We start from the raw sequence: 23,379 nt of genomic DNA on the forward strand, positions 1-23,379 counted from the left end.
ACTGCGTAAAAGCAGAATCCTTTCATCGGGATATAGATATATTTTTTGGTGAGGAAGTGTAATCATGTTTCAAATCGTAGAAAAACGCAAGTTGAACGATTCGATGACACTGATGGCTGTGAATGCTCCGTTTATTGCAAAAAAAGCAAAAGCAGGGCAGTTCATTATTCTGCGTGTTGACGAATTCGGCGAGCGTATCCCGCTCACAGTTGCGGATTATGACAGAGAAGCCGGCACCGTTACGATTATTTACCAGATTGTAGGCAAAACGACAATGAAGCTGGACCAGCTGAACGTTGGCGATGCACTTTTGGACTTCATCGGGCCGCTTGGCCAAGCAAGTGAACTGGAAGGCTACAAACGTGCTGCGGTTATTGGCGGCGGCGCAGGCTGTGCGATTGCATGGCCGCAGGCAAAGGCACTGCATCAGATGGGTGCCAAGGTAGATATGATTGCTGGCTTCCGCAATAAAGATATTATTATTTTGGAAGATGAAATGCGTGCTGACAGCGATAACCTCTATCTTATGACAGACGATGGCAGCAACGGCCACAAAGGCTTTGTTACCAGCGCATTGGAAGAGAATATTGAAAACGGCGCGGACTATGATTTAGTGGTTGCTATTGGGCCGCTGGTCATGATGCGTGCGGTTGTTGGTGTTACAAAGCCCAGAAATATTAAGACAATTATCAGTATGAATCCAATCATGATCGACGGTACGGGCATGTGCGGCGGCTGCCGTTTGACAGTTGGTGGAAAGACCAAATTTGCCTGTGTGGACGGCCCTGATTTTGACGGCTTTGAAGTCGATTTTGATGAGGCAATCAAGCGCGGCCGCACCTATTTTGACAAAGAACGTGCAGCTGCCAGAGAGGAAAGCTGCAGATTGATGGAGGGTGCGAAAAATGCCTAATATGCAAATGGAAAAGACCCCGATTCCGGAGCAGAAACCGGAAGTACGGTGCCATAATTTTGAAGAAGTAACACAGGGCTATACTGAAGAAATGGCACAGAACGAAGCACAGCGGTGCCTGAACTGCAAAAATAAGCCCTGCGTTTCCGGCTGTCCTGTTGGCGTACACATTCCGGACTTTATTGCACATGTGGTAAAGGGTGAGTACGAGGAAGCTTTTCAAACCATTAAGCTGACCAATTCTCTGCCTGCCGTCTGCGGCCGTGTATGTCCGCAGGAAAGCCAGTGTGAAAGCAAATGCGTACGCGGCATTAAAGGTGAGCCGGTTGGCATTGGCAGACTGGAACGTTTCGTTGCGGACTGGCACATGCAGCATGGCAGCGACAAAGCTGACAAAGTTCCGTCCAACGGACATAAAGTTGCAGTGATCGGTGCAGGACCTGCTGGTTTGACCTGTGCGGGTGACCTTGCAGCCAAGGGCTATCAGGTTACAGTGTTTGAAGCACTGCACGTTGCCGGCGGTGTATTGATGTACGGCATTCCGCAGTTCCGTCTGCCGAAGGAAATTGTGCAGAAAGAAATCAGCGCCCTGAAAGAAAAGGGTGTTGAAATCAATACGGATATGGTAATCGGCAAGGTACTCGAAATTGACGAACTGTTCAATATGGGCTATGAAGCTATGTTTGTCGGTACCGGTGCCGGTCTGCCGAACTTCATGAACATCCCTGGCGAGGATTTGGTTGGCACTTATTCTGCAAATGAATTCCTGACCCGCGTGAATTTGATGAAAGCGTACAAGCCGGAATATGATACTCCAATTCTGGATGTAAAGCGTGTTGCGGTTGTAGGCGGCGGCAATGTTGCCATGGATGCTGCACGTACAGCACTTCGCCTGGGTGCGGAGGAAGTGCATATTGTTTACCGCCGTGCGGAGGAACAGATGCCTGCCCGTAAGGAAGAAGTGCATCACGCAAAAGAAGAGGGCGTTATCTTTGATTTCCTGACAAGCCCGGTTCAGATTCTCGGTGACGAGAATGGCTGCGTCAGTGAAATTGAATGTGTAAAGATGGAACTTGGTGAGCCGGACGCTTCCGGCCGCCGCCGTCCGGTGGAAATTCCGGACAGCAAGTTCAAAATGTCAGTTGACTGTGTTGTGATGGCAATTGGCAACAGCCCGAACCCACTTATCCGTTCCACAACCAAGGGATTGGAAGCAAACCGCAAGGGCTGCATCGTCGTAGATGAAGAGACTATGAAGACCACCCGTGAGGGTGTTTATGCTGCCGGTGATGCTGTTTCCGGAGCAGCTACCGTTATTCTGGCTATGGGCGGCGGCAAAGCAGCTGCTAAGTCGATTGATGAGTATATTCAAAACAAATAAGTTTTTCTTGCAAGACCTGCTGTTTGATACAGCGGGTCTTTTTTGCTTGTTCTGAATCAACGTGCTTTTTCATAAAATGAAGTAAAAAGTGCCGTATGGGAGGTTCGGAAAATGCAAGAAGGGAATAAGCTGCTGTGGAAAGTCCGAATTATTATTTGTTTGTTGGTGTTGACAGCAGGACTCATTTTGCGTTTTGCAGTTGGAGGAGGAACCTATCAGTCAGCAAAAGTGTGGTATCAGCAGCAACTGAAAAACTCTGTGCAGCCAAGTCTTTCATTGGAAAACATTCAAAAGCAATGTCATGATTTTTTGGCTTCCGGTGCTTCTATTGTTACACCGCAGTTTGGCTCATCACAAGGTACAGCACCGTCCAGCAGCAGTCAGAGCAAAGCAAACAGTTCAAAGGCAGCTGCGTCTGCAGAAAGCAAGGCACCGCAGTCGGCTGCCGTGAGCAGCAACAAGTCATGATTTTAGCAGTTGGCAACTGCCGGATACAGGCAACCGTACCCTTCTTTGCACTGATTGCTTTTTTGCTGCTGGTTGATCGCACTGGCGCTGCTCTTTGCGGCTTGACAGCGGCGGCTTTGCATGAAGCCGGACATTTGCTGGCAATGTTCCTTTGCAAACGAGCACCTTGCAGAATTCGATTTACTGTGTTTGGCGCCGAAATTGGAGCTGAAAATGCAGCCGGCTCTTATCGGCAGGATGCACTAATTGCGGTGGCAGGTCCCGCAGTGAATTTGCTTTTGTGGGGTGGTACAGCTGTTTATCTTTCTGCGGCGGTGGCATCCGCACCGGCACAGATGTTTTTGCTGTCCAACGCACTGTTAGCGGGATTTAACCTGCTGCCAGTTGAACCATTAGATGGCGGCCAGACACTGCTGAGCCTGCTGAGTTTATGTTTTGAAAGAGAACAGGCTCAGCAGGTAGTTCAGATTGTTTCTTTCATTGCCTTAATACCAATAGCGGCTTTAGGCTTTCTGGTGCTGTTTCAGTCGCACTGGAACGTTACTCTTCTGCTGGCAGCTGTCTATTTGCTGTTCCTTCTTTTGATGAAAAACGGCAGATATGCATGAGGGTTGAAGAAACAGGACTTCTGAGGTATAATAAACTGATATTGCGGCTGCCCGCAAAGCCGCTTGTCAGGAGGAGCCATGGTTACCAAGGAAGTAGAAGCGCTGCTTGACCGGGTGCAGAAACCCGGCCGCTATGTTGGCGGAGAATTAAACAGCATCGTGAAAGATAAGAAAAATATCGAAGTACGTTTCGCATTTTGTTTCCCAGATACTTATGAAGTCGGTATGTCCCACTTGGGAATGAAAATCCTTTACAGCCAGCTGAATACACGGGAATATTTATGGTGCGAACGCGTTTTTGCCCCTTGGCTGGATATGGAGGCAGAACTGCGAAAAGCGAAACTGCCGCTTTATGCATTGGAAAGCGGCGATTCTGTAGGCGACTTTGATATTATCGGTTTTACACTACAGTACGAAATGTGTTATACCAATGTGTTGAATATGCTGGAGCTGGCAGGTGTGCCGCTGCTTTCCCGTGACCGCATGGAACTTAAAAATCTGGTGGTCGCCGGGGGTCCGTGCGTCTGCAATGCGGAGCCGATTGCGGATTATATTGACCTTTTCTTTCTGGGTGAAGGGGAAGAAGTGGATCTTGAGGTCTGTGACCTTTATCGGGAGTGCAAGCAAAATGGTACCTCAAAAGAGGAATTCTTAATGCGTGCGGCACAAATTCAGGGCGTTTATGTACCGGCTTTTTATGAGATCACTTATCAGAATGATGGAACTGTAAAAGCAATTACACCAACGCATGGTGCACCCGCAAAGGTAAAAAAGCGCCTGATGCTGGATATGGACGAGAGCTTTTATCCGGATAAATTTGTGGTGCCGTATGTTGATATTGTGCATGACCGTGCGGTGGAAGAAGTGTTCCGCGGCTGCATTCGCGGCTGCAGATTCTGTCAGGCAGGCTTTTTGTATCGGCCGGTTCGGGAAAAGAGCGCTGAGGTTGTGGACAGACAGTCTCATGCGCTGTGTGAAAGCACCGGTTATGATGAAGTTTCACTTTCTTCATTGAGTACCAGCGATTACACGCAGATAAACCCGCTGCTGGATAAAATGCTGAAATGGTCAGCCAATGAGAAAACAAGCATTTCTCTGCCAAGTCTGCGTGTGGATGGTTTTCAGACAGAAGTTATGGATAAGATTAAAACGGTTCGCCGCAGTGGTTTGACCTTTGCACCGGAAGCCGGTACACAGCGGATGCGGAATGTAATCAATAAAAATGTAACGGAAGAAGAACTTCTGAAAACGGTAAACACAGCTTTTTCCGGCGGCTGGAGTACCGTTAAACTATATTTTATGCTTGGATTGCCGACGGAAACGTTGGAAGACGTTGAGGGGATAGCTGATCTTGCACAGAAAGTGGTGGATGCCTACTATGCGCGTCCGGAAAAGCAAAAGGGGAAGGGCGTAAAGGTAACCGTCAGTGCCTCTGCCTTTATACCAAAACCTTTCACACCGTTTCAGTGGGAACCGCAGGATACATTGGAGCAGATGGAAGAAAAACAGCTGCATATGCTCCATGCGGTGAAGTCCCACAAAATCAACCCCACCTGGCACGATGCTTCCACCAGCTTAATTGAAGCAGTCTTTGCCCGCGGTGACCGCAGGCTTGGGCCTGCACTGTTGGAAGCACACCGCCGGGGCTGCAAAATGGATGGCTGGGAAGATGGCTTTTCCATAGAAAGATGGCTGAGTGTTTTTCATGACTGCGGAATTGACCCGGCCTTTTATGCCAACCGCCGCCGCAGCTTTGACGAAGTGCTGCCGTGGGATCATATGGATTACGGTGTCAGCAAAGAGTTCCTGATTCAGGAGTGTAAACGTGCTTATGCAGCGGAAACAACGCCAAACTGCAGGCAGTCCTGCTCTCATTGCGGCGCGGCACAGTTCGGAGGGGGTATCTGTTTTGAAAAACATTAGAGTCTGGTTTTCCAAAACCGGCCCATCACGCTATATTTCTCACTTGGACTTGATGCGCTGCATGACGCGTGCCGTGCGGCGGGCGCAGCTTCCGCTGTGGTATACGCAGGGTTTTAACTCTCGTGTGTACATGACTTTTGCATTGCCGTTGAGTCTTGGCGTAAGCGGCCTGCGGGAAAGTATGGATTTACGGTTGAAAGGCGAAATGGATGGGGAAGAGATCAAGAATTGTGTGAATCGGGTGCTTCCTCCGGATATTCAGGTACTGGAGGTAACTGAACCCAAAATGAAGCCGGGTGCTATTGCATTTGCTTCCTACCGAATGCGGATTGCTGAGGAAGACCCGGAAGAATTAGCAGGCCAGATTCAGAAACTGTTTGCGCGAGAGCCACTTTTGGTCGAAAAAAAGTCCAAACACGGCGTTTTGCAGATGAATTTGCATCCGGAGCTTGACCATACAGAAGTAGCCGCGGAAGCCAAAACAGTTCAAATTGACGCAGTCCTGCCTGCCGGAAGCAATTTTAATTTAAATCCTGCTCTATTGTTGGATTGTATAAAAAAGAATTTGAATATTGAAATTACAGCTGAAATTATTCGTACAAATTTGTACGATGAAAGCATGAAACCGTTTGAATAAAAAACTTGCGTTTGCTTAAATGGTGTGCTATAATATTAAAGCATTTGAAATCCGCCGCTCCCGGCGGGAGGCAATGCCCACTTTAAGCGACATTGAACAGGGCAGTCCTCTGCCAACGCATGAATGCCCGAAAACAGGAGGAAAAAATATGGACGCATTAAAATTGATTGCACAGGATTCTATCAAAGAAGAGAAACCTCAGCTGGAAGTCGGCGATACCGTTAAGGTAAGCGTAAATATCCGCGAAGGTGACCGCGAAAGAATCCAGATGTTCGAAGGTACTGTTATTGCACGCCGTGGTTCCGGTGTCAGCGAAACTTTCACAGTCCGCCGTGTTTCCTATGGCGTAGGTGTGGAGCGTGTTTTCCCGTTCCATTCTCCGAATGTGAAGAAGGTTGAGGTTGTCCGCAAAGGGCATACTCGCCGTGCAAAGCTTTACTATCTGCGCAACCGCGTTGGTAAGGCAGCGAAGCTTCGCGAAATTGTTAAATAAGTTACGAATTCATACAGCTAGCAAAAGGGACATTCATGTGTCCCTTTTTTGCTATTTATATCTATGAAAGCGGCAGGGAGATTAATCCTATGCAGATGCGCAGAAATAAGCGGTACCAAATAGGTGTGAGTGATTGGGTAAGGTCCTGCTATGAATGGATGGACGCATTGATTATTGCTGTCATTGTACTGGTATTGAGTCTGTCCTTTTTTCTGCGTGTCGTAAATGTAAGCGGAATCTCAATGCAGCCTAATTTGAACACCAATGATAAAGTCCTGCTGACCAGTATAGCCGTTCAGCCGCAGTACGGTGATGTGATTGTAGCAGAACATTCTACCAAAAGCGGGGAACCGATTATTAAACGCGTAATAGCAACACCAGGGCAGACTGTAAGTATCGATTCCGCAAATGGAACAGTTTCAATTAATGGCACGATACTGAACGAAAGCAGTTATCTTTCGGCACAAGTGAAAACGACGCTGGAAGATGCAAACGTGAAATTCCCAGTTACGGTTCCTGCGGGGAAATTATTTGTCCTTGGTGACAATCGACCGGTTTCGCTGGACAGCCGCAGCAGTGAAATTGGGCTGATTGATATGAAAAATGTCTTGGGAAAAGCACGTCTGGTTCTTTTTCCGTTTTCACATTTTGGAAAGATAAAGGGTGAAACATGAGCGAAGCACAGTCAATTCAATGGTTTCCGGGACATATGACCCGCACCAAACGGCAGATTGAAAAATATTTAAAACAGGTGGACGCTGTTGCGGAAATTGTAGATGCACGCATTCCGGTTAGCAGTCGCAATCCGGATCTGAACCGCCTAATTCAAAATAAACCGCGTATTATTCTTTTGAATAAAAGCGATATGGCTGACGCAGTTGCTACTAAAGAGTGGATTGCTTATTATAAGCAGAAGAATGTGAAAGCGATTCCGGTTGACTGCAAGAGCGGAAAGGGTATGAATGCTTTCCAGCCAACAGTTAAAGAAGTTTTGGCACTGCAGATTGAGGCATGGAAACGCAAGGGTATGATTGGCCGCACCATACGCGTGATGGTGGTTGGTGTGCCGAATGTAGGCAAGTCCTCCTTGATCAACAAACTTTCGCATGGAAGCCATGCAGCGGTGGAAGACCGCCCGGGCGTTACGCGCGCGAATCAGTGGTTCCCGATTGGGAAAGGGTTTGATCTGTTGGATACGCCGGGCGTTTTGTGGCCGAAATTTGAAGATAAAATTGTCGGCGAACATCTTGCGTTTACCGGTGCGGTCAAAGATGATGTTGTGGACACAGAAAGTTTGGCAGCACGGCTGTTGGAAATCCTCTGCAGTCTGTATCCGGACGCTGTACGGGCACGGTACAGACTGGAAGGAACTGATTTTACCGATTTGGCAGGCTGGCAGGTTCTAGAACTGATTGGCAAAAAGCGTGGAATGCTGATTCCCGGTGGTGAGATTGATACAGAACGTGCATCTATTATGCTGCTGGATGAGTTTCGTGCCGGTAAAATCGGAAAGATTACGCTGGAGCGGACAGGTGGAAAAGTATGAAACAGCAGGACAAGCAACAAATAGACTGGCTTCGTTATGAACGTGAATCTGCTGAAAAAGGTTTTGCGGTTGTCTGCGGAGTGGATGAGGCAGGGCGTGGCCCGCTGGCCGGTCCGGTCTTTGCTGGAGCGGTCATTCTGCCGAAAGATTGTATCATTACCGGTGTGAATGATTCTAAAAAACTTTCCGAAAAGAAGAGGGAAGAATTGTACGGCACAATTACAGAAAAGGCGCTTTCTTGGGGTGTAGGCTTTGCAACCGAGCAGGAAATTGACGAGATTAATATTTTGCAGGCAACTTTTCTTGCAATGCGGCGTGCGGTAGAAAAGCTTTCTTCAATTCCGCAGTTGGCTCTGGTGGACGGCAACCGGACACCACCACTTCCAATGCTGGTGCGAACAATTATAAAAGGTGACGGCTGCTGCGAAAGTATTGCGGCAGCGTCGATTCTTGCAAAGGTCAGCCGTGACCGGCTGATGCTGCAGCTGGATGAACTGTATCCGCAGTATGGCTTTGCCAAGCATAAAGGGTATGGTACAGCCCAGCACCGGCAGGCACTTTTGCAGTATGGTCCCTGCCCAATTCACCGAAGAACATTTTTAAAGAAGATTCTGGGCACCGCTTATGAGAAATGAATGCGGTGCTTTTGGAGAGGCGTATGCGGCAGCGTATTTGGAGCAGCACCGCTGTAAAATTGAAGCGCGCAATTTTCATTCGCGTTTCGGGGAAATTGATGTGATTGCTTCCAATACAAAATATTTGATTTTTCTGGAAGTAAAAACACGTGCGGCAGACGCAATGGTGCGGCCACTGGAGGCAGTCACACTTTCCAAACAACGTAAAATTATTAAAACAGTGCAGTATTATCTGCTTCGTTTTCCCACACAGCTGCAGCCTCGATTTGACGTGATGGGCATTGTTTGTGGAGCAGACGGGCGTTCCGTTTTGCATTTTACTTATTTGAAAAATGCTTTTTCGGCAGATGGCTTTTGCTGAAAAGTAAAAGTTCTTTTTGACAAGTGCACGAAAGTATACTAAAATGGTAACGCAATAAACCGTCAGCGCAGCTGCGGAAATTGCATTAAGAAAGAGGGGGCTTTCAATTATGCAGTATCAATCTACCCGCGATTTTCACAAAACCGTTTCTTCGGCTCAGGCGATTGCGCAGGGCATCTGCGAAGACGGCGGCTTGTTTGTTCCACAGTCCATACCGAAACTGTCTTGGCAGGACTTGGAACAGATGCGCAAATGCACCTATGTGGAGCGTGCCGAAAAGATTCTTTCTATGTTCCTGACGGATTTCACTGCCGAAGAAATTCATTCCTGCGTACAGGATGCTTATACAGAAGAAAAGTTCCCGGGCGGCCCTGCACAACTGTCTATGCTGCAGGAAGGTCCCTACACTATGTACTTGTTGGAGCTGTGGCACGGTCCGACCTGTGCTTTCAAGGATATGGCACTTCAATTGCTGCCACATCTGCTGACGAAAAGTCTGAAGAAAATTCAGTCGGACAAAACAGCTGTTATTTTGGTGGCAACTTCAGGTGACACCGGAAAGGCCGCACTGGAAGGTTTCAAAAATGTTCTGGGGACCAAAATCCTTGTTTTTTATCCGCAGGATGGCGTTAGCCCTATGCAAAAACGTCAAATGCTGACACAGGAAGGCGAAAATGTAGCGGTTTGTGCAATCGAGGGCAACTTTGACGATGCGCAAACCGGTGTGAAGAAGATTTTTACGGACAGCAAAGTCTGCACTGCACTTGACGCACATGGTATGATGTTCTCCAGCGCGAATTCCATCAACCTTGGCCGTTTGTTGCCGCAGATTGTTTACTATATTTCTGCATACTGCGACTTGATGGAAACCGGTGAAATTGATTATGAAGGTGAAAAAGTCAATATTACCGTTCCAACGGGCAACTTCGGCAATATTCTGGCTGCGTACTATGCAAAGCAGATGGGTCTGCCGGTCAACAAATTGATTTGTGCCAGCAACTCCAATAATGTTTTGACGGATTTTTTGCGCACCGGTGTTTATAACCGCAACCGTGCCTTCTATACAACAATTTCTCCTTCAATGGACATTCTGATTTCAAGCAATCTGGAACGCCTGCTTAGCAGCCTGACAGCATCAGATGTAAAGGTAAAAGACTGGATGCGGCAGCTGTCCGCTTCCGGAGAATATCGAGTAGATGACGATACGATGGCACAGTTAAAGTCCCTTTTCTGGGCAGGTTGCTGTGACGATAATCAGACAAGTGCTGAAATTAAAGAACTGTACCAGACAGAAAATTATTTGTGTGATACACATACAGCAGTTGCCGTCAATGTTTATAAACAGTATGCTGCGGTGACAGGGGACACAGAAACTCCCACAATTATTGCTTCTACTGCAAGTCCGTATAAATTTGCGGATAGTGTGCTGAATGCAGTTGTGGGCAGTGTCAGTTCTGCGGATGATTTTGAAAAAATTGCGGAGCTTTCCACAGCAACCGGTACACCGATTCCGGCTCCGATTGCTGCGCTGCAGAATAAGCCGATTCGTTTTCATGACAGTTGTGCTCCGGCAGAAATGTTTAAAAAAGCGTTGGAATTGACGGGGGCGGATGCTTAAAAAGAATTTGTCAGGCAGGCACAGAGCTGTGAAAGGATAGTTGAAATGGCATTGTACGCGATTGCAGATTTGCATCTTTCATTCGGTACCGATAAACCCATGGATGTTTTTCAGGGCTGGAGTGGCTATACCGACAAGTTGGAAAAAAACTGGAATGCATTGGTGAAGCCGGATGATACGGTAGTGATTGCGGGGGATATCAGCTGGGCCATGAAGCTGCAGGAAGCGGAAGCAGATTTTCGTTATATTAATTGCCTGCCGGGGCATAAACTGATTTTAAAAGGCAACCACGATCTTTGGTGGTCTACCCGCACCAAACTGGAGCATTTTTTTGAACAAAATGATCTTTCAACTATTTCCATAATCCATAATTCCGCAGTGCGTGTGGGAGAACAGACGGTCTGCGGCAGCCGGGGGTGGCTGTATAATGCACAAACGGCAGAAGATAAAAAAATTGTAAATCGAGAAGTAGGACGTTTGGAAGCATCTTTGCAGGCAGGAGAAAAGCTTGGCGGAAAGCCAATTGCGTTTTTGCATTATCCTCCGGTTTATGACATAGACTGCTGCAGCGAAATTCTAGATGTACTGGAACGACATCACATTGAAGACTGCTATTTCGGGCATATTCACGGAAATCAGGCGGCGAAACGTGCAGTGCTGGGTGAATATCATGGAATACGAATGCACTTGATTGCCTGTGATTATCTGTCATTCTGCCCGCTGCTGGTTCGAAAGTAGGAAATAATGTTAACCAATTTTAAATTATTATAAGTTCTTATGGAAAATCAACTATAAGTATGTTATACTGATTACGATAATTTGCTATTTTGCAGGAGGAAATCAAAATGAGTTTAAAATCATCCAATAAGGTCGACACCAACCGCTGGCAGTTGGAAGTTGCGGTTGATGCTGCAACATTTAATAGTGCAGTAGACCATGCCTATAAAAAGCAGAAGAACCGCATCAATATTCCCGGCTTCCGCAAGGGCAAAGCTCCGCGTGCTTTCATCGAAAAGTTCTATGGCTCTGATGTCTTTTATGATGATGCCATTAATGAAGTGTACCCCGACGCGCTGGAAGGTGCAGTTAAGGACGCAAAGCTTGATATGATTCAGGATAAAGTTGACTTTGACCTTGTTTCCGCAGATGCTAACGGCTTGGTATTTAAGGCTACAATTACAGTAAAGCCGGAAGTTTCTATTGAAAATTACAAAGGCATTAAGGCTTCCAAAAAATCTGCAGAAGTTGCAGATGAGGAACTGGATGCAGAACTGAAAAAGATACAGGACCGCAATTCACGCATGGTAACTGTTGAAGATCGTCCTGCCGCAAATGATGACATTGTTGACATTGACTTTGAAGGCTTTATGGACGGTAAAGCATTTGAGGGTGGCAAAGCTGAAAACTACACTTTGACCTTGGGTGCTGGTCAGTTCATTCCCGGCTTTGAAGAGCAGATCGTTGGCAAAAACAGCGGCAATGAATTTGACGTAAATGTTACATTCCCGGAAGACTACCAGGCAGAAGACCTGAAAGGTAAGCCAGCTGTTTTCAAAGTGAAGCTTCATGAAATCAAGATGAAGGAACTGCCGGAACTGGATGATGACTTTGCAAAAGATGTCAGCGACTTTGATACACTTGATGAGTACAAAGCAGACATGAAGAAGCATCTGGGCGAACAAAAGGCAGAGGCTGTGCAGGATGATGTTGACAACCAGTTGATTGATGCACTGGTTGAGGCACTGCAGGGCGAGATTCCGCAGGCTATGTATGAAAACAAGGTCAATGATGATATTCGTGACTTTAGCTATCGCCTGCAAAATCAGGGCCTGGACATTCAGTCCTACATGAAGTACACCGGCATGGACGCTGCAAAACTGCGTGATGCATTTATGCCGCAGGCAGAGCGCCAGGTAAAGATTCGCCTTGCACTTGAAAAAATTGCAGAGCTGGAAAAACTGGCGGTTTCTGATGAGGACATTGAGAACGAATACAAGAAGATGGCTGAAAATTATCAGATGGAAGCTGATAAGGTTAAGGCTGTCGTTAACAAAGAAGATTTGGCAAAGGACATTGCTGTTGAAAAGGCTATTGAATTTGTGCGCAGCAACGCAGAAGTAACTGATGCTGCACCGGAAACAACCGCTGAAGACAGCAAGGAAGCAGAGACAACAGAAAAAAAAGAGGCCAAGAAACCCGCAGCTAAAAAGGTCGCGGCAAAGAAAACTACAGCTAAAAAAGCAGCCACAAAGTCTGCTGAGAAAGCTGTAAAAGAAGATTCTGCTGAATAATATCTGTTTCCCTAACCCATAATGCCTTTTGCATGCAGTTGAACTGGAGGTTCATAATGAGCAATTTGGTACCATATGTTATTGAACAGACAAATAGAGGCGAGCGTCAGTACGACATTTTTTCCCGTTTGCTGAATGACCGGATTATTATGTTGAATGAAGAAGTAACAGACGTTACAGCAAATCTGGTTGTTGCGCAGCTTCTCTTTTTGGAGGGACAGGATCCTGCAAAGGATATTAACCTTTACATTAACAGTCCGGGCGGCTCTGTAACAGCAGGCATGGCAATTTATGATACCATGAAATATATCAAATGCGATGTTTCAACCATCTGCATGGGGTTGGCAGCAAGCATGGGCTCTTTCCTGCTGGCTGCAGGTACAAAAGGCAAACGTTATTCTCTGCCGCATACGGATATTTTGATTCATCAGCCGAGCGGCGGTGTACCACAGTCGCAGGTGACTGACATCATGATTCATGCAAATTATCTGTCCGGTAAGAAAAAATTACTGAATCAGCTTCTGGCAGAAAGCACTGGACAGTCGATTGAAGTTATTGAGCGAGATACAGACCGTGACAATTTTATGACTCCTGAGGAAGCTTGCGCTTACGGTTTGATTGACAAAGTTATTACTCATAGATAAGCAGGTGATTGCATGTCCAACAATGGTGACATTACAGAGCGGGAGATTTGCTGCTCTTTTTGCGGCAAACCGCAAAGTGAAGTACGCAGGCTGATTGCTGGCCCTGGCGTATATATCTGCGACTCTTGTGTTGAGCTTTGCAAATCAATTTTGAATGATGAAATGAATCTTTCTTCACATCATTCAGATTATTCTCAGGAAGCCGCGGCAGAACTGCCAAAGCCGCATGAAATCAAAAAGCGGCTGGATGAATATGTAATTGGTCAGGATGAAGCGAAGGTCGCTTTGTCGGTTGCTGTATATAATCATTACAAACGTATTTTTTACGGAGAAGATGATCATGTTACAGTTTCTAAAAGTAACGTTCTTTTGCTGGGACCAACCGGCGTTGGCAAAACACTTTTAGCGCAAACGCTTGCGCGTATTTTGGATGTCCCTTTTGCAATCGCCGATGCAACTACACTGACAGAAGCAGGATACGTTGGTGAAGACGTGGAGAACATCCTTCTACGGCTGATTCAGGCTGCTGATTATGATATTGAGCGCGCACAACGCGGTATTATCTATATTGATGAAATTGATAAGATTGCCCGTAAATCGGAAAATCCGTCAATTACCCGCGATGTAAGCGGCGAAGGCGTGCAGCAGGCCCTTTTAAAGATTCTGGAAGGTACAGTTTCTAATGTTCCTCCACAGGGTGGGCGCAAACATCCGCAGCAGGAGTTTTTGCAGATTGACACTAGAAATATCTTGTTCATTTGCGGCGGTGCATTTGACGGCCTTGAAAAAGTTGTGCAGGATAGGAATCTTTCTACTTCGCTTGGCTTTGGCGGCGAAGTGCACAGCAAAGCGGAGCTGGATACGATGAACTGGATGTCAGAGGTTGGTCCACATGACTTGGTCAAATTTGGCATGATTCCAGAACTGGTTGGCCGTTTACCGGTGATTACTTCTTTGAGTGGGCTGGACGAAAATGCACTGGTTCGTATTCTTACAGAACCTAAAAACAGTCTGGTCAGCCAGTATAAGCGTCTGTTCCAGCTGGATAAGGTAAATCTTGAATTTGCGGATGATGCTTTGCGTGCCATTGCCCATAAGACCATTGAGCGACATACAGGCGCACGTGGCCTTCGTTCAGTCATGGAAGATTTGCTAACGAAACTCATGTATGATGTTCCTTCTGACTATACAGTTGAGAAAGTGATGATTACAGCAGATACGGTTGTAAACAGTGTACCGCCGGAATTGGTTTATAATCCCGATCGTCAGCCTGTAAAAATCAAAATGGCACTTCCGGAACCTCAAAAACGTAAGGGCCGCCGGGACACTGCATAATGATTTTATAACTTTGGGGCTGTTGCGCGTGGTAACGTAGTCGTTATTACCTGCAGCAGCCTTTTTCGATAAGGAGACAAATGATGGAAATTGAGAAAGTCTACCCGATACACCCGGAGGATGAACCGCTGCAGGTGCTGCCAACTCTGATTCTGCGCGGTCTGGTGATTTTCCCAGGCATGATGCTGCAGTTTGATGTTGGCCGCAAAAAATCAGTTTTGGCGCTTGGAAAGTCCATGGAAGAAAACCAGCTGATTTTTCTGGTTGCACAAAGGGATTTGACAGAAGAAGACCCGAGTGCAGAGGATCTTTACACGATGGGTGTGGTTGCGCGTATTCGTCAGGTTGTGCGCCGCACGGATGATGGCATTCGTTTGTTTGCAGAGGGATTGTATCGAGCTAAAATTTGCACGATTAAAGAAGAAAAACCTTTTGTTCTAGCAGAAGTAGAAAAAATAGAGCCAAAGAAACGACAGCCTACTCCAAATACGGAAGCTTTGATTCGCTATACACAGTCGTTATTTGACAACTATATTCAGAATTACACCCATGTACCGCCGGATATTGTACTCGGAGTGGTCCAACAGAAGGACTGCGGTGAACTGGCAGATTACATTGCCATGAACATTTCACTTGATTTCGATAAAAAGCAGGAGATTCTGGAAGAATTGCATCCTTACAGACGTCTGCAGCGACTGAGTGTGATGCTGAAAGCAGAACTGGAAATTTTGTCGATTGAGGCGAGAATTTCAGAAAAAGCGAAAGATCAGATTGACGAAAATCAACGGGACTATTATTTGCGCGAGCAAATGAAAGCGATTGCGGATGAACTGGGCGAAGATGATAATCCACTGGAGGAAGCAGACCAGCTGCGTGAGAGGATTGAAAAATCCGGGATGCCGCAGGAGCAGCAGGAAAAGCTGCTCAAAGAATGTGACCGATTGGCCAAAATGCCGGATGGTTCACATGAGTCCAGCGTGATAACGACTTATGTTGAAACCTGTCTGTCATTGCCGTGGGGCAAATCTTCTAAAGACCGAATCGATTTGCAGAAAGCACGCCGCATTCTTGACCGCGACCACTATGGTTTGAATAAAGTAAAAGATAGAATTGTAGAATCATTGGCTGTTAAAAAGTTAAATCCAGATATCAAAGGTCAGATACTTTGCCTAGTAGGACCGCCTGGTGTTGGCAAGACCAGTATTGCACATTCTGTTGCAGAAGCACTTGGCAGAAAATATGTGCGTGTAAGTTTGGGTGGTGTGCGGGACGAATCCGACATTCGAGGTCACCGCAGAACGTATATTGGTGCAATGCCCGGCCGGATTATTAATGCAATTAAGCAGGCGGGAACAAACAATCCGGTGATTTTGCTGGACGAAATTGATAAGTTGGGCAACGATTACCGCGGCGACCCATCCTCCGCACTTCTGGAGGTACTGGACAGCGCACAGAACAACACCTTTGTTGATCATTACATTGATATGCCATTTGATTTGAGCAAGGTGTTCTTTATTACAACGGCAAATGACGCCAATAATATTCCTGATCCGTTGTATGACCGTATGGATGTAATTACGCTTGGCAGTTATACGCACGAAGAAAAGTTCAATATTGCAACGAAATATCTAATTCCAAAACAGTTGAAAAACAGCGGAATTTCTACTAAAAACCTGCGCATTTCAGCGACCTGTACGCGGGAGATTATCGATGGCTATACTAGAGAAGCGGGCGTGCGCAGTCTGGAACGGCAGATTTCCACAATATGCCGTAAAAGTGCTGTGCAGATTGTAAAGGAACCGGAAACTGTTATTCGTGTTACTCCAAAAAATTTGGAAGAGTATCTTGGACCACGTAAATTCCGAAATGAATCACAAAACAAGAAAGATATGATTGGTCTTGTAAACGGTCTTGCATGGACCAGTGTTGGCGGTGAGATGCTTCCGATTGAGGTTGCAGTTATGGATGGCACTGGGAAGATCGAGCTTACTGGTTCGCTGGGAGATGTCATGAAAGAATCCGCACGCACAGCAATCAGCTGTATTCGTACCCGTGCGGACAAACTTGGGATTTCGAAGGACTTTTACAGCAAGTATGATATCCACATTCATGCGCCGGAAGGTGCAGTGCCGAAAGACGGCCCAAGTGCCGGTGCGGCGATGGCTACAGCAATTACGAGTGCTTTGACCAATATTCCGATTCGCCACGATGTTGCAATGACTGGTGAAATTACCTTGCTGGGAAGGATTCTGCCTATCGGCGGTCTGCGGGAAAAAACAATGGCGGCTTACCGTGCAGGCATTAAAACTGTGCTGATTCCTTCAGAAAATGTTTGCGACCTTGCCGAAGTGGACAGTGTTGTGAAGGACTCTGTTGAATTCCTGCCAATGGAAAAAATTGATCAGGTGTTGGATGCGGCTTTAACCAAAAAACCAGAAAAAGTGGTACAATCGTGAGGAATGGGAATGAAAATAGAGTCTGCCAAATTTGAAATGTCTGCCGGTAAAAGTGAGCAGCTGCCGGTTCCCGATTTACCGGAAATCGTTTTTTCCGGTAAATCAAATGTAGGAAAGTCTTCTTTAATCAATAAACTGCTCAATCGAAAAGCATTGGCACGGGTTAGTTCCCAACCGGGCAAAACCGCCACAATCAATTTTTATCGGCTTGATTCCTGCCGTTTAGTGGATTTGCCGGGCTATGGATATGCGAAGGTTTCCCGCGCTGAAAAGCTGCGCTGGGCAGAATTGGTGGATGGTTATTTCAATGCTGAAAGGCCGGTAGCACTGATTGTGCAGATTATTGACATTCGCCATGACCCAACGGAAGATGACGAGCAGATGATTAATTTCCTGCTGGACAGCGGCTTTCCGTTCCTTGTGGCCGCAACTAAAAGTGACAAGCTGAATGTAACGCAGAGAAAGGATCGTATGGCGGCGCTGACTGAAATGTTTTCCGGAACAAATGCAGAACTGGTTCCTTTTTCGGCTTTGAAGGGTGAAGGTGTGGAATTGCTCCGTAGCCGAATTGATGCATCATGCGAAGATACTGTAAATGATTGATTGAAAGGAAAATGAATAATGCTTAATGACAACCTGCAAATCAATGCGGCCGGGCATTTGGCCATTGGCGGTGCAGATACCATTGCACTGGCGGAAGAATTCGGGACCCCCCTGTATGTGATGGATGAAGACAAAATCCGTCAGGTATGCCGTATGTATAAAAGCTCAATTGAAACATGCTACGGTGGCAACGGTTTGCCACTGTTTGCGAGCAAAGCATTTTGCTGTAAAGAAATCTGCCGCATCATGAACGAAGAAGGTATGGGATTAGACGTTGTTTCCGGGGGTGAACTATACACAGCAATGCAAGCTGGATTTCCAGCCAAGCGGATTCAATTTCACGGTAACAACAAAACGCAGGATGAAATTTCTTATGCACTTTCCTGCGGAATCGGTCATTTTGTTGTGGACAACCTTTCTGAGCTTGAACTGCTGGACGAGACAGCCGGGGAAAAGCACTGCCATGTGGATATCCTTTTGCGGATTAAACCAGGCATTGATGCACATACACATCAGTTTATCCGTACGGGCCAAATTGATTCTAAATTTGGCTTTGCATTGGAAACAGGAGAAGCAATGGATGCGGCGAAAGCGGCTATTCATGCAAAAAATTTAACTCTGACAGGTGTACACTGCCATATTGGTTCCCAGATTTTTGAAATTCAGCCTTTTGAGTTGGCCGCAAAGGTTATGCTGGGCTTTATTCGTGATGTGCGTGCTGAAACTGGAGTGGAACTGCAGGAACTGAATCTAGGAGGCGGTTTCGGTATTAAATATGTCGAAAATGACCAGCCGGTTCCGTATGACCGCTATATGGAGTTGGTTTCTAATGCAGTTCATATGTGCTGCAACGAATATGACTTGACTGCACCTAAAATTTACATTGAACCGGGCCGTTCGATTGTTGGAGAGGCTGGGCTGACACTTTACAAGATTGGTTCTGTAAAGCAGATACCCAATATTCGCACATATGTGTCCATTGACGGTGGTATGACTGACAATCCGCGCTACATTCTTTATCAATCCCAATATGAAGCTGTCGTGGCGAACAAAGCCAATGAATCGGCAGATTTTGAGGTGACGATTGCCGGACGTTGCTGCGAATCCGGTGACTTGATTCAGGAGGGCGCAAAAATTCAGCGCTGCATTCCGGGAGATATTCTTGCGGTCCTTTCCACAGGTGCCTATAATTATTCTATGGCTTCAAATTACAATCGCGTACCGCGCCCAGCAGTCGTGTTTGTTAAGGATGGTGCGCCACGCCTGGCAGTTCGCAGGGAATCATATGAGGACCTTATCCGTAATGATATTTGACCATTTTGTTAAATTTAGCGTAGAAAAGAAAAGGGCAGTCACATGCCCTTTACTTTTTTGCTTTTTTAGAGTAAAATCTTAAAAGATAATGTTTTAAGCATTTCTTAGGAGTGATTGATGTTGAATTCAAAAATCAAAGATGAAAGCGTGGACTTCCTATTTAAAGCGGTCCTCTCTTTGAAAACACCAGAAGACTGTTATGCTTTCTTCGAGGATTTGTGTACTGTACCGGAGATTAAGGCGATGTCACAACGGCTGTTGGTTGCACATATGCTGAGCACAAAGCAGAATTATCAGCATATTGTCCATGTAACCCATGCGTCAACTGCAACGATTAGCCGCGTGAACCGTTCCTTGAACTATGGTTGTGATGGCTACAAACTTGTATTTGACAGGATGGATCCGGATTCTCCGGTTGCTACAGAGGAGAAAAAAAATTCATGAGCTATTCCACTTTCGCACAGTACTATGATGCGCTGACGCGAAACGTTGGTTATAAAGAGCGCGCAGATTACCTGTGCGCTCTTTTAAAGCATTATGGGCATGAACCCGGCATTACACTTGATTTAGCCTGTGGCACCGGTAGCCTGACACTGGAGCTGAAACAACGTGGCTTTGATATCTACGGAATAGACAGCAGTGCAGATATGCTGATGCAGGCACAGGAAAAAACAAGAGCTGCGGGGGAGAATATTTTATTTCTCTGTCAGCAGATGCAGTCTATTGACTTATATGGTACAGTAGATACAGTACTTTGTACGCTGGACAGCCTCAATCATTTACCAACAGAAAAAGATGTGCTGCAAACTTTTCAGCGGATATCGCTTTTCCTTGCCCCGGGAGGGCTGTTTATTTTTGATATGAATACGCCGTATAAACATCGGCGGGTACTTGGAAACCATATTTATATTTATGATACAGAAAATGTGTACTGCGTTTGGCAGAACCGCTACGAAAACGTTGGCTGTCGGGTTGGTATCACGTTGGATTTTTTTGAGCGCAAAGGTGAGGCTTACACACGAAAAAGTGAACAGTTTTTTGAACGTGCCTATGAAGAAGCCCACATAGTGGAACTCCTTGAAAAAGCAGGCCTGGAAAGGCTGAATGCATTTACAGAAATGACGTTTGAATCGCCGGAAGAACAAACCGAAAGAATTGTGTACGTTGCACGTAAACCCAAGCAGTAACTCATTATGCTGCAATCTAATTTGAAAAGGAATTTTAAATACTATGGACAGAATGATTCGTTGCATTACCAAAAGTGGTCACCTGATGGCCTGTGCGGTCGATTCAACCTACATGGTTGCTACGGCGCAGCAGATTCATGCAACCAGTCCGACCGCAACAGCGGCACTGGGAAGACTCCTTACAGGTACTTCCATGATGGGAGCTATGCTAAAGGACAAGGGCGCAACTCTGCAGATTAAGATCAATGGTGGCGGCCCACTGGGAAATGTTGTAGCGATTGCTGACGACAACGGAAACTGCCGGGGCTATGTTGACCATCCGGAGGCGGATTTGCCGATTCGTGCGGACGGTAAATTGGACGTTGGCGGTCTGGTCGGACATGACGGTATGGTAACCGTTATGCGTGAGGATAAGGAACACGCTCCTTACACAGGGCAGGTTAAACTGCTGTCCGGAGAAATTGCAGAGGATTTGGCAACTTATTATGCGGTCAGTGAACAGATTCCTACCGTTTGTGCGCTGGGTGTTTTAGAAAACAAAGAGAATACAGAGCAGCTTTTAGCGGGTGGCTTGTTTGTGCAGGCTCTGCCAGGAGTAACCCAGGAAGAATTGAATCTGCTCGAAAAAAATGCGTCACAAATTCCGGCTGTTACGGAAATGCTTTCTCAGGGACTTTCCATTGAAGATATGTGCAGCAAAATTCTAATAGGAATGCCATTCGAGAAGTTGGACGAATATCCGGTATCCTATGCATGCGACTGCTCTAAGGAGCGTGTGGAGCGTGCTTTCTCGTCTCTAAAGCCTGCAGAGATTCGCACGCTGGCGGATGATAAGAGCGGCTTTGCTGAGGCGCGGTGCAACTATTGTGGCCGGAAATATCGCTTTACATCGGCAGAATTGAATACACTTGCAGATGAAGTAGAAAAAAGTCAAAAAAACTTATAATTTTTTTAAAAAACCTATTGACATTCTTTTGCTGATGCTGTATTATAATATACGTCGCTGATAAACAACAGCACAGCAAAGTTTGGGAGCATAGCTCAGCTGGTTAGAGCACCTGCCTTACAAGCAGGGGGTCATAGGTTCGAGTCCTATTGTTCCCACCATCAGTGGCTCGGTAGTTCAGCTGGTTAGAACGCTAGCCTGTCACGCTAGAGGTCGACGGTTCGATCCCGTTCCGAGTCGCCACTTTGCCTCTGTAGCTCAGTCGGTAGAGCAGGGGACTGAAAATCCCCGTGTCGGTGGTTCGATTCCGCCCGGAGGCACCATTTTGCGAACGTAGCTCATCTGGTAGAGCGCCACCTTGCCAAGGTGGAGGTAGCGAGTTCGAGCCTCGTCGTTCGCTCCAATTTTGGCGTCATAGCCAAGCGGTAAGGCATGGGTCTGCAAAACCCTGATGCCCCAGTTCAAATCTGGGTGACGCCTCCATGTCACAACAAAGCAGAGGACTTTGTCCTCTGCTTTTTTATTTATATACAGGAGGAACGAAATTTGCCTTCGGAAAAAATTGTTCATCCATTGCAGCCGGTTTTTTCTGCTGATTCCCGTATTTTGATTTTAGGGACCATGCCTTCTCCCAAATCACGTGAGACTGGTTTCTATTATGGCCATCCACAGAATCGTTTCTGGCGCGTTTTAGCCGCCGTTTTGCAGCAGTCGGTTCCAAATTCAAAAGAAGAAAAAATTCACCTGCTGCTCCAAAACGACATCGCTTTATGGGATGTTCTGCATTCCTGCAGCATTAACGGTGCAGAGGACGCCAGTATTCAGGAACCAGAGGTAAATGACATTTTAGGGCTATTGAAGCGGACAAGCATTACGAAAATTTTCACAACCGGGCAAAAAGCATTTTCATTATATGAAAAAATGGTATTTCCGGTTGTAGGGATTCATGCGGTCTGCCTGCCATCTACCAGCCCCGCAAACTGCCGCTGCTCATTCACGCAACTTCTGCAGGCGTACAGCTGTATTGCAGAGGAACTTCAAATAATGGGCGATGATTTGGGCAAAGACAAAACCGTATAGACGTACAAATGGTACCGGCTAGCCCGCTTAATTGGGTGATGGCTGGTACTTTTCTTTTTTCCTTGGGCATATATATTTGCTGAGGTGAGCGGCATGAAAGTGGCTCGTACAAATATCTGGACTATTTTGACACTGATAGCTGCCTGCTTGGGTTTATTAGTGCTAATTTATATGTCCTGTTTTCACGCAGCACAGTCGGCAACTGTAACATCCGCAGTTAAGCCGCTGATTGTTTTGGACGCGGGGCATGGAGGTGAAGACGGCGGTGCGGTCGGATGTTCACCTGTTCCGGAAAAAGTAATCAACTTGGCGATTACGCAGAAAGTGGAAAAGAAACTTATGCAGGCTGGATGCAAAATTGTTATGACCAGAAATAATGATGTAATGCTGGGAGATAGCTCGCTTTCTACTCTGCGGGAACGAAAAGCTTCTGATATCCACAAACGCTTTGCAATTATACAGAGTAATCCAGGCTGTACTTTTATCAGTATCCATCAAAACCATTTTACAGACGGCGTTTACAGTGGCGCTCAGGTGTTTTATTCGAAGAACAATTCCAAGAGTGCAGCTTTGGCTGAGCAGATTCGACAGACAATCGTTTCGGATGTACAGCCGGAAAATACAAGAAAAAATAAAGCGGCTACCAACTCCATTTATCTGCTTGCACATGCGCAGGATCCCGCAGTTTTGGTTGAATGCGGATTCCTTTCGAATAATTCAGAAGCGAAGCTGTTGAACGACGAACAGTATCAGCAAAAAATGGCTGATGCGATTGCAAAGGGTATTTTGCAGTATTTGCAGGGAAAGGGCATTAAAACAGTGGCTTCCGGGAGCAGTCAGGACTTGTATTCTTCTGCATCCTCGGCTATAATAAGCAGTAAGAGCAGCACAAAGAAAGGCTGAATCTTGCTGAAAAAAGATTTAAGGACTGCCTTTTGGC

24 protein-coding genes and 5 tRNA genes are annotated in these 23,379 nt (G+C 46.3%); all 29 read left to right on the forward strand.

Going from position 1 to position 23,379, the window contains the following annotated elements; translation table 11 throughout:
- Positions 1-64: 64 nt before the first annotated feature.
- The 29 genes from H6X83_RS06530 (at position 65) to H6X83_RS06670 (ending at position 23,342) form a co-directional block, all read left to right on the forward strand.
- Entirely contained in the window at positions 65-913 is an 849-nt protein-coding gene (locus H6X83_RS06530) for a sulfide/dihydroorotate dehydrogenase-like FAD/NAD-binding protein (protein WP_212508319.1), read from the forward strand.
- Positions 906-2,294, forward strand: coding sequence for an NADPH-dependent glutamate synthase (gltA, locus tag H6X83_RS06535; RefSeq protein WP_212508320.1), 1,389 nt, complete (start codon positions 906-908; stop codon positions 2,292-2,294). Before H6X83_RS06530 ends, gltA begins: the two co-directional genes overlap by 8 nt.
- Positions 2,295-2,405: 111 nt before the next feature.
- A complete protein-coding gene (locus H6X83_RS06540) occupies positions 2,406-2,762 on the forward strand; it encodes a hypothetical protein (RefSeq protein WP_212508321.1) in 357 nt (118 codons plus the stop codon).
- Complete coding sequence (locus H6X83_RS06545) at positions 2,759-3,370, forward strand: site-2 protease family protein (RefSeq protein WP_212508322.1); 612 nt, start codon at positions 2,759-2,761, stop codon at positions 3,368-3,370. Before H6X83_RS06540 ends, H6X83_RS06545 begins: the two co-directional genes overlap by 4 nt.
- Positions 3,371-3,448: 78 nt before the next feature.
- Positions 3,449-5,293, forward strand: coding sequence for a TIGR03960 family B12-binding radical SAM protein (locus H6X83_RS06550; RefSeq protein WP_212508323.1), 1,845 nt, complete (start codon positions 3,449-3,451; stop codon positions 5,291-5,293).
- On the forward strand, positions 5,280-5,930 hold the full coding sequence (locus H6X83_RS06555; protein WP_212508324.1) for a TIGR03936 family radical SAM-associated protein: 651 nt from the start codon (positions 5,280-5,282) through the stop codon (positions 5,928-5,930). The genes H6X83_RS06550 and H6X83_RS06555 overlap by 14 nt, the downstream gene beginning before the upstream one ends.
- 148 nt (positions 5,931-6,078) lie before the next feature.
- Entirely contained in the window at positions 6,079-6,423 is a 345-nt protein-coding gene (gene rplS, locus H6X83_RS06560) for a 50S ribosomal protein L19 (RefSeq protein WP_212508325.1), read from the forward strand.
- A gap of 89 nt (positions 6,424-6,512) precedes the next feature.
- Complete coding sequence (gene lepB, locus H6X83_RS06565; RefSeq protein ID WP_212508326.1) at positions 6,513-7,097, forward strand: signal peptidase I; 585 nt, start codon at positions 6,513-6,515, stop codon at positions 7,095-7,097.
- Complete coding sequence (ylqF, locus tag H6X83_RS06570; RefSeq protein WP_212508327.1) at positions 7,094-7,969, forward strand: ribosome biogenesis GTPase YlqF; 876 nt, start codon at positions 7,094-7,096, stop codon at positions 7,967-7,969. The genes lepB and ylqF overlap by 4 nt, the downstream gene beginning before the upstream one ends.
- The gene (locus H6X83_RS06575) at positions 7,966-8,604 is read left to right on the forward strand and encodes a ribonuclease HII (protein ID WP_212508328.1); all 639 of its coding nucleotides are present in this window, start codon (positions 7,966-7,968) and stop codon (positions 8,602-8,604) included. The genes ylqF and H6X83_RS06575 overlap by 4 nt, the downstream gene beginning before the upstream one ends.
- Positions 8,594-8,965 (forward strand): YraN family protein, encoded by a 372-nt coding sequence (locus H6X83_RS06580; RefSeq protein WP_212508329.1) that lies wholly within the window; start codon positions 8,594-8,596, stop codon positions 8,963-8,965. Before H6X83_RS06575 ends, H6X83_RS06580 begins: the two co-directional genes overlap by 11 nt.
- A gap of 109 nt (positions 8,966-9,074) precedes the next feature.
- Entirely contained in the window at positions 9,075-10,583 is a 1,509-nt protein-coding gene (gene thrC / locus H6X83_RS06585) for a threonine synthase (RefSeq protein WP_212508330.1), read from the forward strand.
- Between the two features lie 45 nt (positions 10,584-10,628).
- Positions 10,629-11,321 (forward strand): metallophosphoesterase, encoded by a 693-nt coding sequence (locus H6X83_RS06590; RefSeq protein WP_212508331.1) that lies wholly within the window; start codon positions 10,629-10,631, stop codon positions 11,319-11,321.
- Between the two features lie 107 nt (positions 11,322-11,428).
- The gene (gene tig, locus H6X83_RS06595) at positions 11,429-12,874 is read left to right on the forward strand and encodes a trigger factor (RefSeq protein ID WP_212508332.1); all 1,446 of its coding nucleotides are present in this window, start codon (positions 11,429-11,431) and stop codon (positions 12,872-12,874) included.
- A 56-nt stretch (positions 12,875-12,930) separates the two neighbouring features.
- Positions 12,931-13,518, forward strand: a complete 588-nt coding sequence (locus tag H6X83_RS06600; protein ID WP_246419555.1) for an ATP-dependent Clp protease proteolytic subunit — start codon at positions 12,931-12,933, stop codon at positions 13,516-13,518.
- 12 nt (positions 13,519-13,530) lie between these two features.
- Positions 13,531-14,853, forward strand: a complete 1,323-nt coding sequence (gene clpX / locus H6X83_RS06605) for an ATP-dependent Clp protease ATP-binding subunit ClpX (RefSeq protein ID WP_212508333.1) — start codon at positions 13,531-13,533, stop codon at positions 14,851-14,853.
- A gap of 83 nt (positions 14,854-14,936) precedes the next feature.
- A complete protein-coding gene (gene lon / locus H6X83_RS06610; RefSeq protein WP_212508334.1) occupies positions 14,937-17,309 on the forward strand; it encodes an endopeptidase La in 2,373 nt (790 codons plus the stop codon).
- Positions 17,310-17,318: 9 nt separating this feature from the next.
- Positions 17,319-17,912 (forward strand): ribosome biogenesis GTP-binding protein YihA/YsxC, encoded by a 594-nt coding sequence (gene yihA / locus H6X83_RS06615; RefSeq protein ID WP_212508335.1) that lies wholly within the window; start codon positions 17,319-17,321, stop codon positions 17,910-17,912.
- Positions 17,913-17,927: 15 nt separating this feature from the next.
- On the forward strand, positions 17,928-19,226 hold the full coding sequence (gene lysA / locus H6X83_RS06620; protein WP_212508512.1) for a diaminopimelate decarboxylase: 1,299 nt from the start codon (positions 17,928-17,930) through the stop codon (positions 19,224-19,226).
- 120 nt (positions 19,227-19,346) lie between these two features.
- Positions 19,347-19,670, forward strand: coding sequence for a YerC/YecD family TrpR-related protein (locus H6X83_RS06625; RefSeq protein ID WP_212508513.1), 324 nt, complete (start codon positions 19,347-19,349; stop codon positions 19,668-19,670).
- Positions 19,667-20,413, forward strand: a complete 747-nt coding sequence (locus tag H6X83_RS06630) for a class I SAM-dependent DNA methyltransferase (protein ID WP_212508336.1) — start codon at positions 19,667-19,669, stop codon at positions 20,411-20,413. The genes H6X83_RS06625 and H6X83_RS06630 overlap by 4 nt, the downstream gene beginning before the upstream one ends.
- A gap of 43 nt (positions 20,414-20,456) precedes the next feature.
- A complete protein-coding gene (gene hslO, locus H6X83_RS06635) occupies positions 20,457-21,359 on the forward strand; it encodes an Hsp33 family molecular chaperone HslO (protein WP_212508337.1) in 903 nt (300 codons plus the stop codon).
- An 84-nt stretch (positions 21,360-21,443) separates the two neighbouring features.
- A tRNA-Val gene (locus tag H6X83_RS06640) sits at positions 21,444-21,520 on the forward strand.
- A 5-nt stretch (positions 21,521-21,525) separates the two neighbouring features.
- Positions 21,526-21,602, forward strand: a tRNA-Asp gene (locus H6X83_RS06645).
- Between the two features lie 4 nt (positions 21,603-21,606).
- A tRNA-Phe gene (locus H6X83_RS06650) sits at positions 21,607-21,682 on the forward strand.
- A 4-nt stretch (positions 21,683-21,686) separates the two neighbouring features.
- Positions 21,687-21,762: transfer RNA gene (locus tag H6X83_RS06655), tRNA-Gly, on the forward strand.
- 5 nt (positions 21,763-21,767) lie between these two features.
- A tRNA-Cys gene (locus H6X83_RS06660) sits at positions 21,768-21,842 on the forward strand.
- A 63-nt stretch (positions 21,843-21,905) separates the two neighbouring features.
- Positions 21,906-22,439 (forward strand): DNA-deoxyinosine glycosylase, encoded by a 534-nt coding sequence (locus H6X83_RS06665; RefSeq protein WP_212508338.1) that lies wholly within the window; start codon positions 21,906-21,908, stop codon positions 22,437-22,439.
- 171 nt (positions 22,440-22,610) lie between these two features.
- A complete protein-coding gene (locus tag H6X83_RS06670; protein WP_246419557.1) occupies positions 22,611-23,342 on the forward strand; it encodes an N-acetylmuramoyl-L-alanine amidase in 732 nt (243 codons plus the stop codon).
- Positions 23,343-23,379: the final 37 nt, after the last annotated feature.

It is taken from the genome of Caproicibacterium amylolyticum (genome assembly GCF_014467055.1).
Classification (GTDB): domain Bacteria; phylum Bacillota; class Clostridia; order Oscillospirales; family Acutalibacteraceae; genus Caproicibacterium; species Caproicibacterium amylolyticum.

What these genes read in the sequence shown, in the direction of transcription:
- lepB (WP_212508326.1), top strand. Translation starts at nt 6,513, where the DNA reads ATGCAGATGCGCAGAAATAAGCGGTACCAAATAGGTGTGAGTGATTGG.
- H6X83_RS06590 (WP_212508331.1), top strand. Translation starts at nt 10,629, where the DNA reads ATGGCATTGTACGCGATTGCAGATTTGCATCTTTCATTCGGTACCGAT.
- H6X83_RS06540 (WP_212508321.1), top strand. Translation starts at nt 2,406, where the DNA reads ATGCAAGAAGGGAATAAGCTGCTGTGGAAAGTCCGAATTATTATTTGT.
- gltA (WP_212508320.1), top strand. Translation starts at nt 906, where the DNA reads ATGCCTAATATGCAAATGGAAAAGACCCCGATTCCGGAGCAGAAACCG.
- H6X83_RS06670 (WP_246419557.1), top strand. Translation starts at nt 22,611, where the DNA reads ATGTCCTGTTTTCACGCAGCACAGTCGGCAACTGTAACATCCGCAGTT.
- H6X83_RS06545 (WP_212508322.1), top strand. Translation starts at nt 2,759, where the DNA reads ATGATTTTAGCAGTTGGCAACTGCCGGATACAGGCAACCGTACCCTTC.
- H6X83_RS06600 (WP_246419555.1), top strand. Translation starts at nt 12,931, where the DNA reads ATGAGCAATTTGGTACCATATGTTATTGAACAGACAAATAGAGGCGAG.
- H6X83_RS06575 (WP_212508328.1), top strand. Translation starts at nt 7,966, where the DNA reads ATGAAACAGCAGGACAAGCAACAAATAGACTGGCTTCGTTATGAACGT.
- hslO (WP_212508337.1), top strand. Translation starts at nt 20,457, where the DNA reads ATGGACAGAATGATTCGTTGCATTACCAAAAGTGGTCACCTGATGGCC.
- ylqF (WP_212508327.1), top strand. Translation starts at nt 7,094, where the DNA reads ATGAGCGAAGCACAGTCAATTCAATGGTTTCCGGGACATATGACCCGC.
- H6X83_RS06550 (WP_212508323.1), top strand. Translation starts at nt 3,449, where the DNA reads ATGGTTACCAAGGAAGTAGAAGCGCTGCTTGACCGGGTGCAGAAACCC.
- thrC (WP_212508330.1), top strand. Translation starts at nt 9,075, where the DNA reads ATGCAGTATCAATCTACCCGCGATTTTCACAAAACCGTTTCTTCGGCT.
- rplS (WP_212508325.1), top strand. Translation starts at nt 6,079, where the DNA reads ATGGACGCATTAAAATTGATTGCACAGGATTCTATCAAAGAAGAGAAA.
- yihA (WP_212508335.1), top strand. Translation starts at nt 17,319, where the DNA reads ATGAAAATAGAGTCTGCCAAATTTGAAATGTCTGCCGGTAAAAGTGAG.
- lon (WP_212508334.1), top strand. Translation starts at nt 14,937, where the DNA reads ATGGAAATTGAGAAAGTCTACCCGATACACCCGGAGGATGAACCGCTG.
- tig (WP_212508332.1), top strand. Translation starts at nt 11,429, where the DNA reads ATGAGTTTAAAATCATCCAATAAGGTCGACACCAACCGCTGGCAGTTG.
- clpX (WP_212508333.1), top strand. Translation starts at nt 13,531, where the DNA reads ATGTCCAACAATGGTGACATTACAGAGCGGGAGATTTGCTGCTCTTTT.
- H6X83_RS06630 (WP_212508336.1), top strand. Translation starts at nt 19,667, where the DNA reads ATGAGCTATTCCACTTTCGCACAGTACTATGATGCGCTGACGCGAAAC.
- H6X83_RS06580 (WP_212508329.1), top strand. Translation starts at nt 8,594, where the DNA reads ATGAGAAATGAATGCGGTGCTTTTGGAGAGGCGTATGCGGCAGCGTAT.
- H6X83_RS06530 (WP_212508319.1), top strand. Translation starts at nt 65, where the DNA reads ATGTTTCAAATCGTAGAAAAACGCAAGTTGAACGATTCGATGACACTG.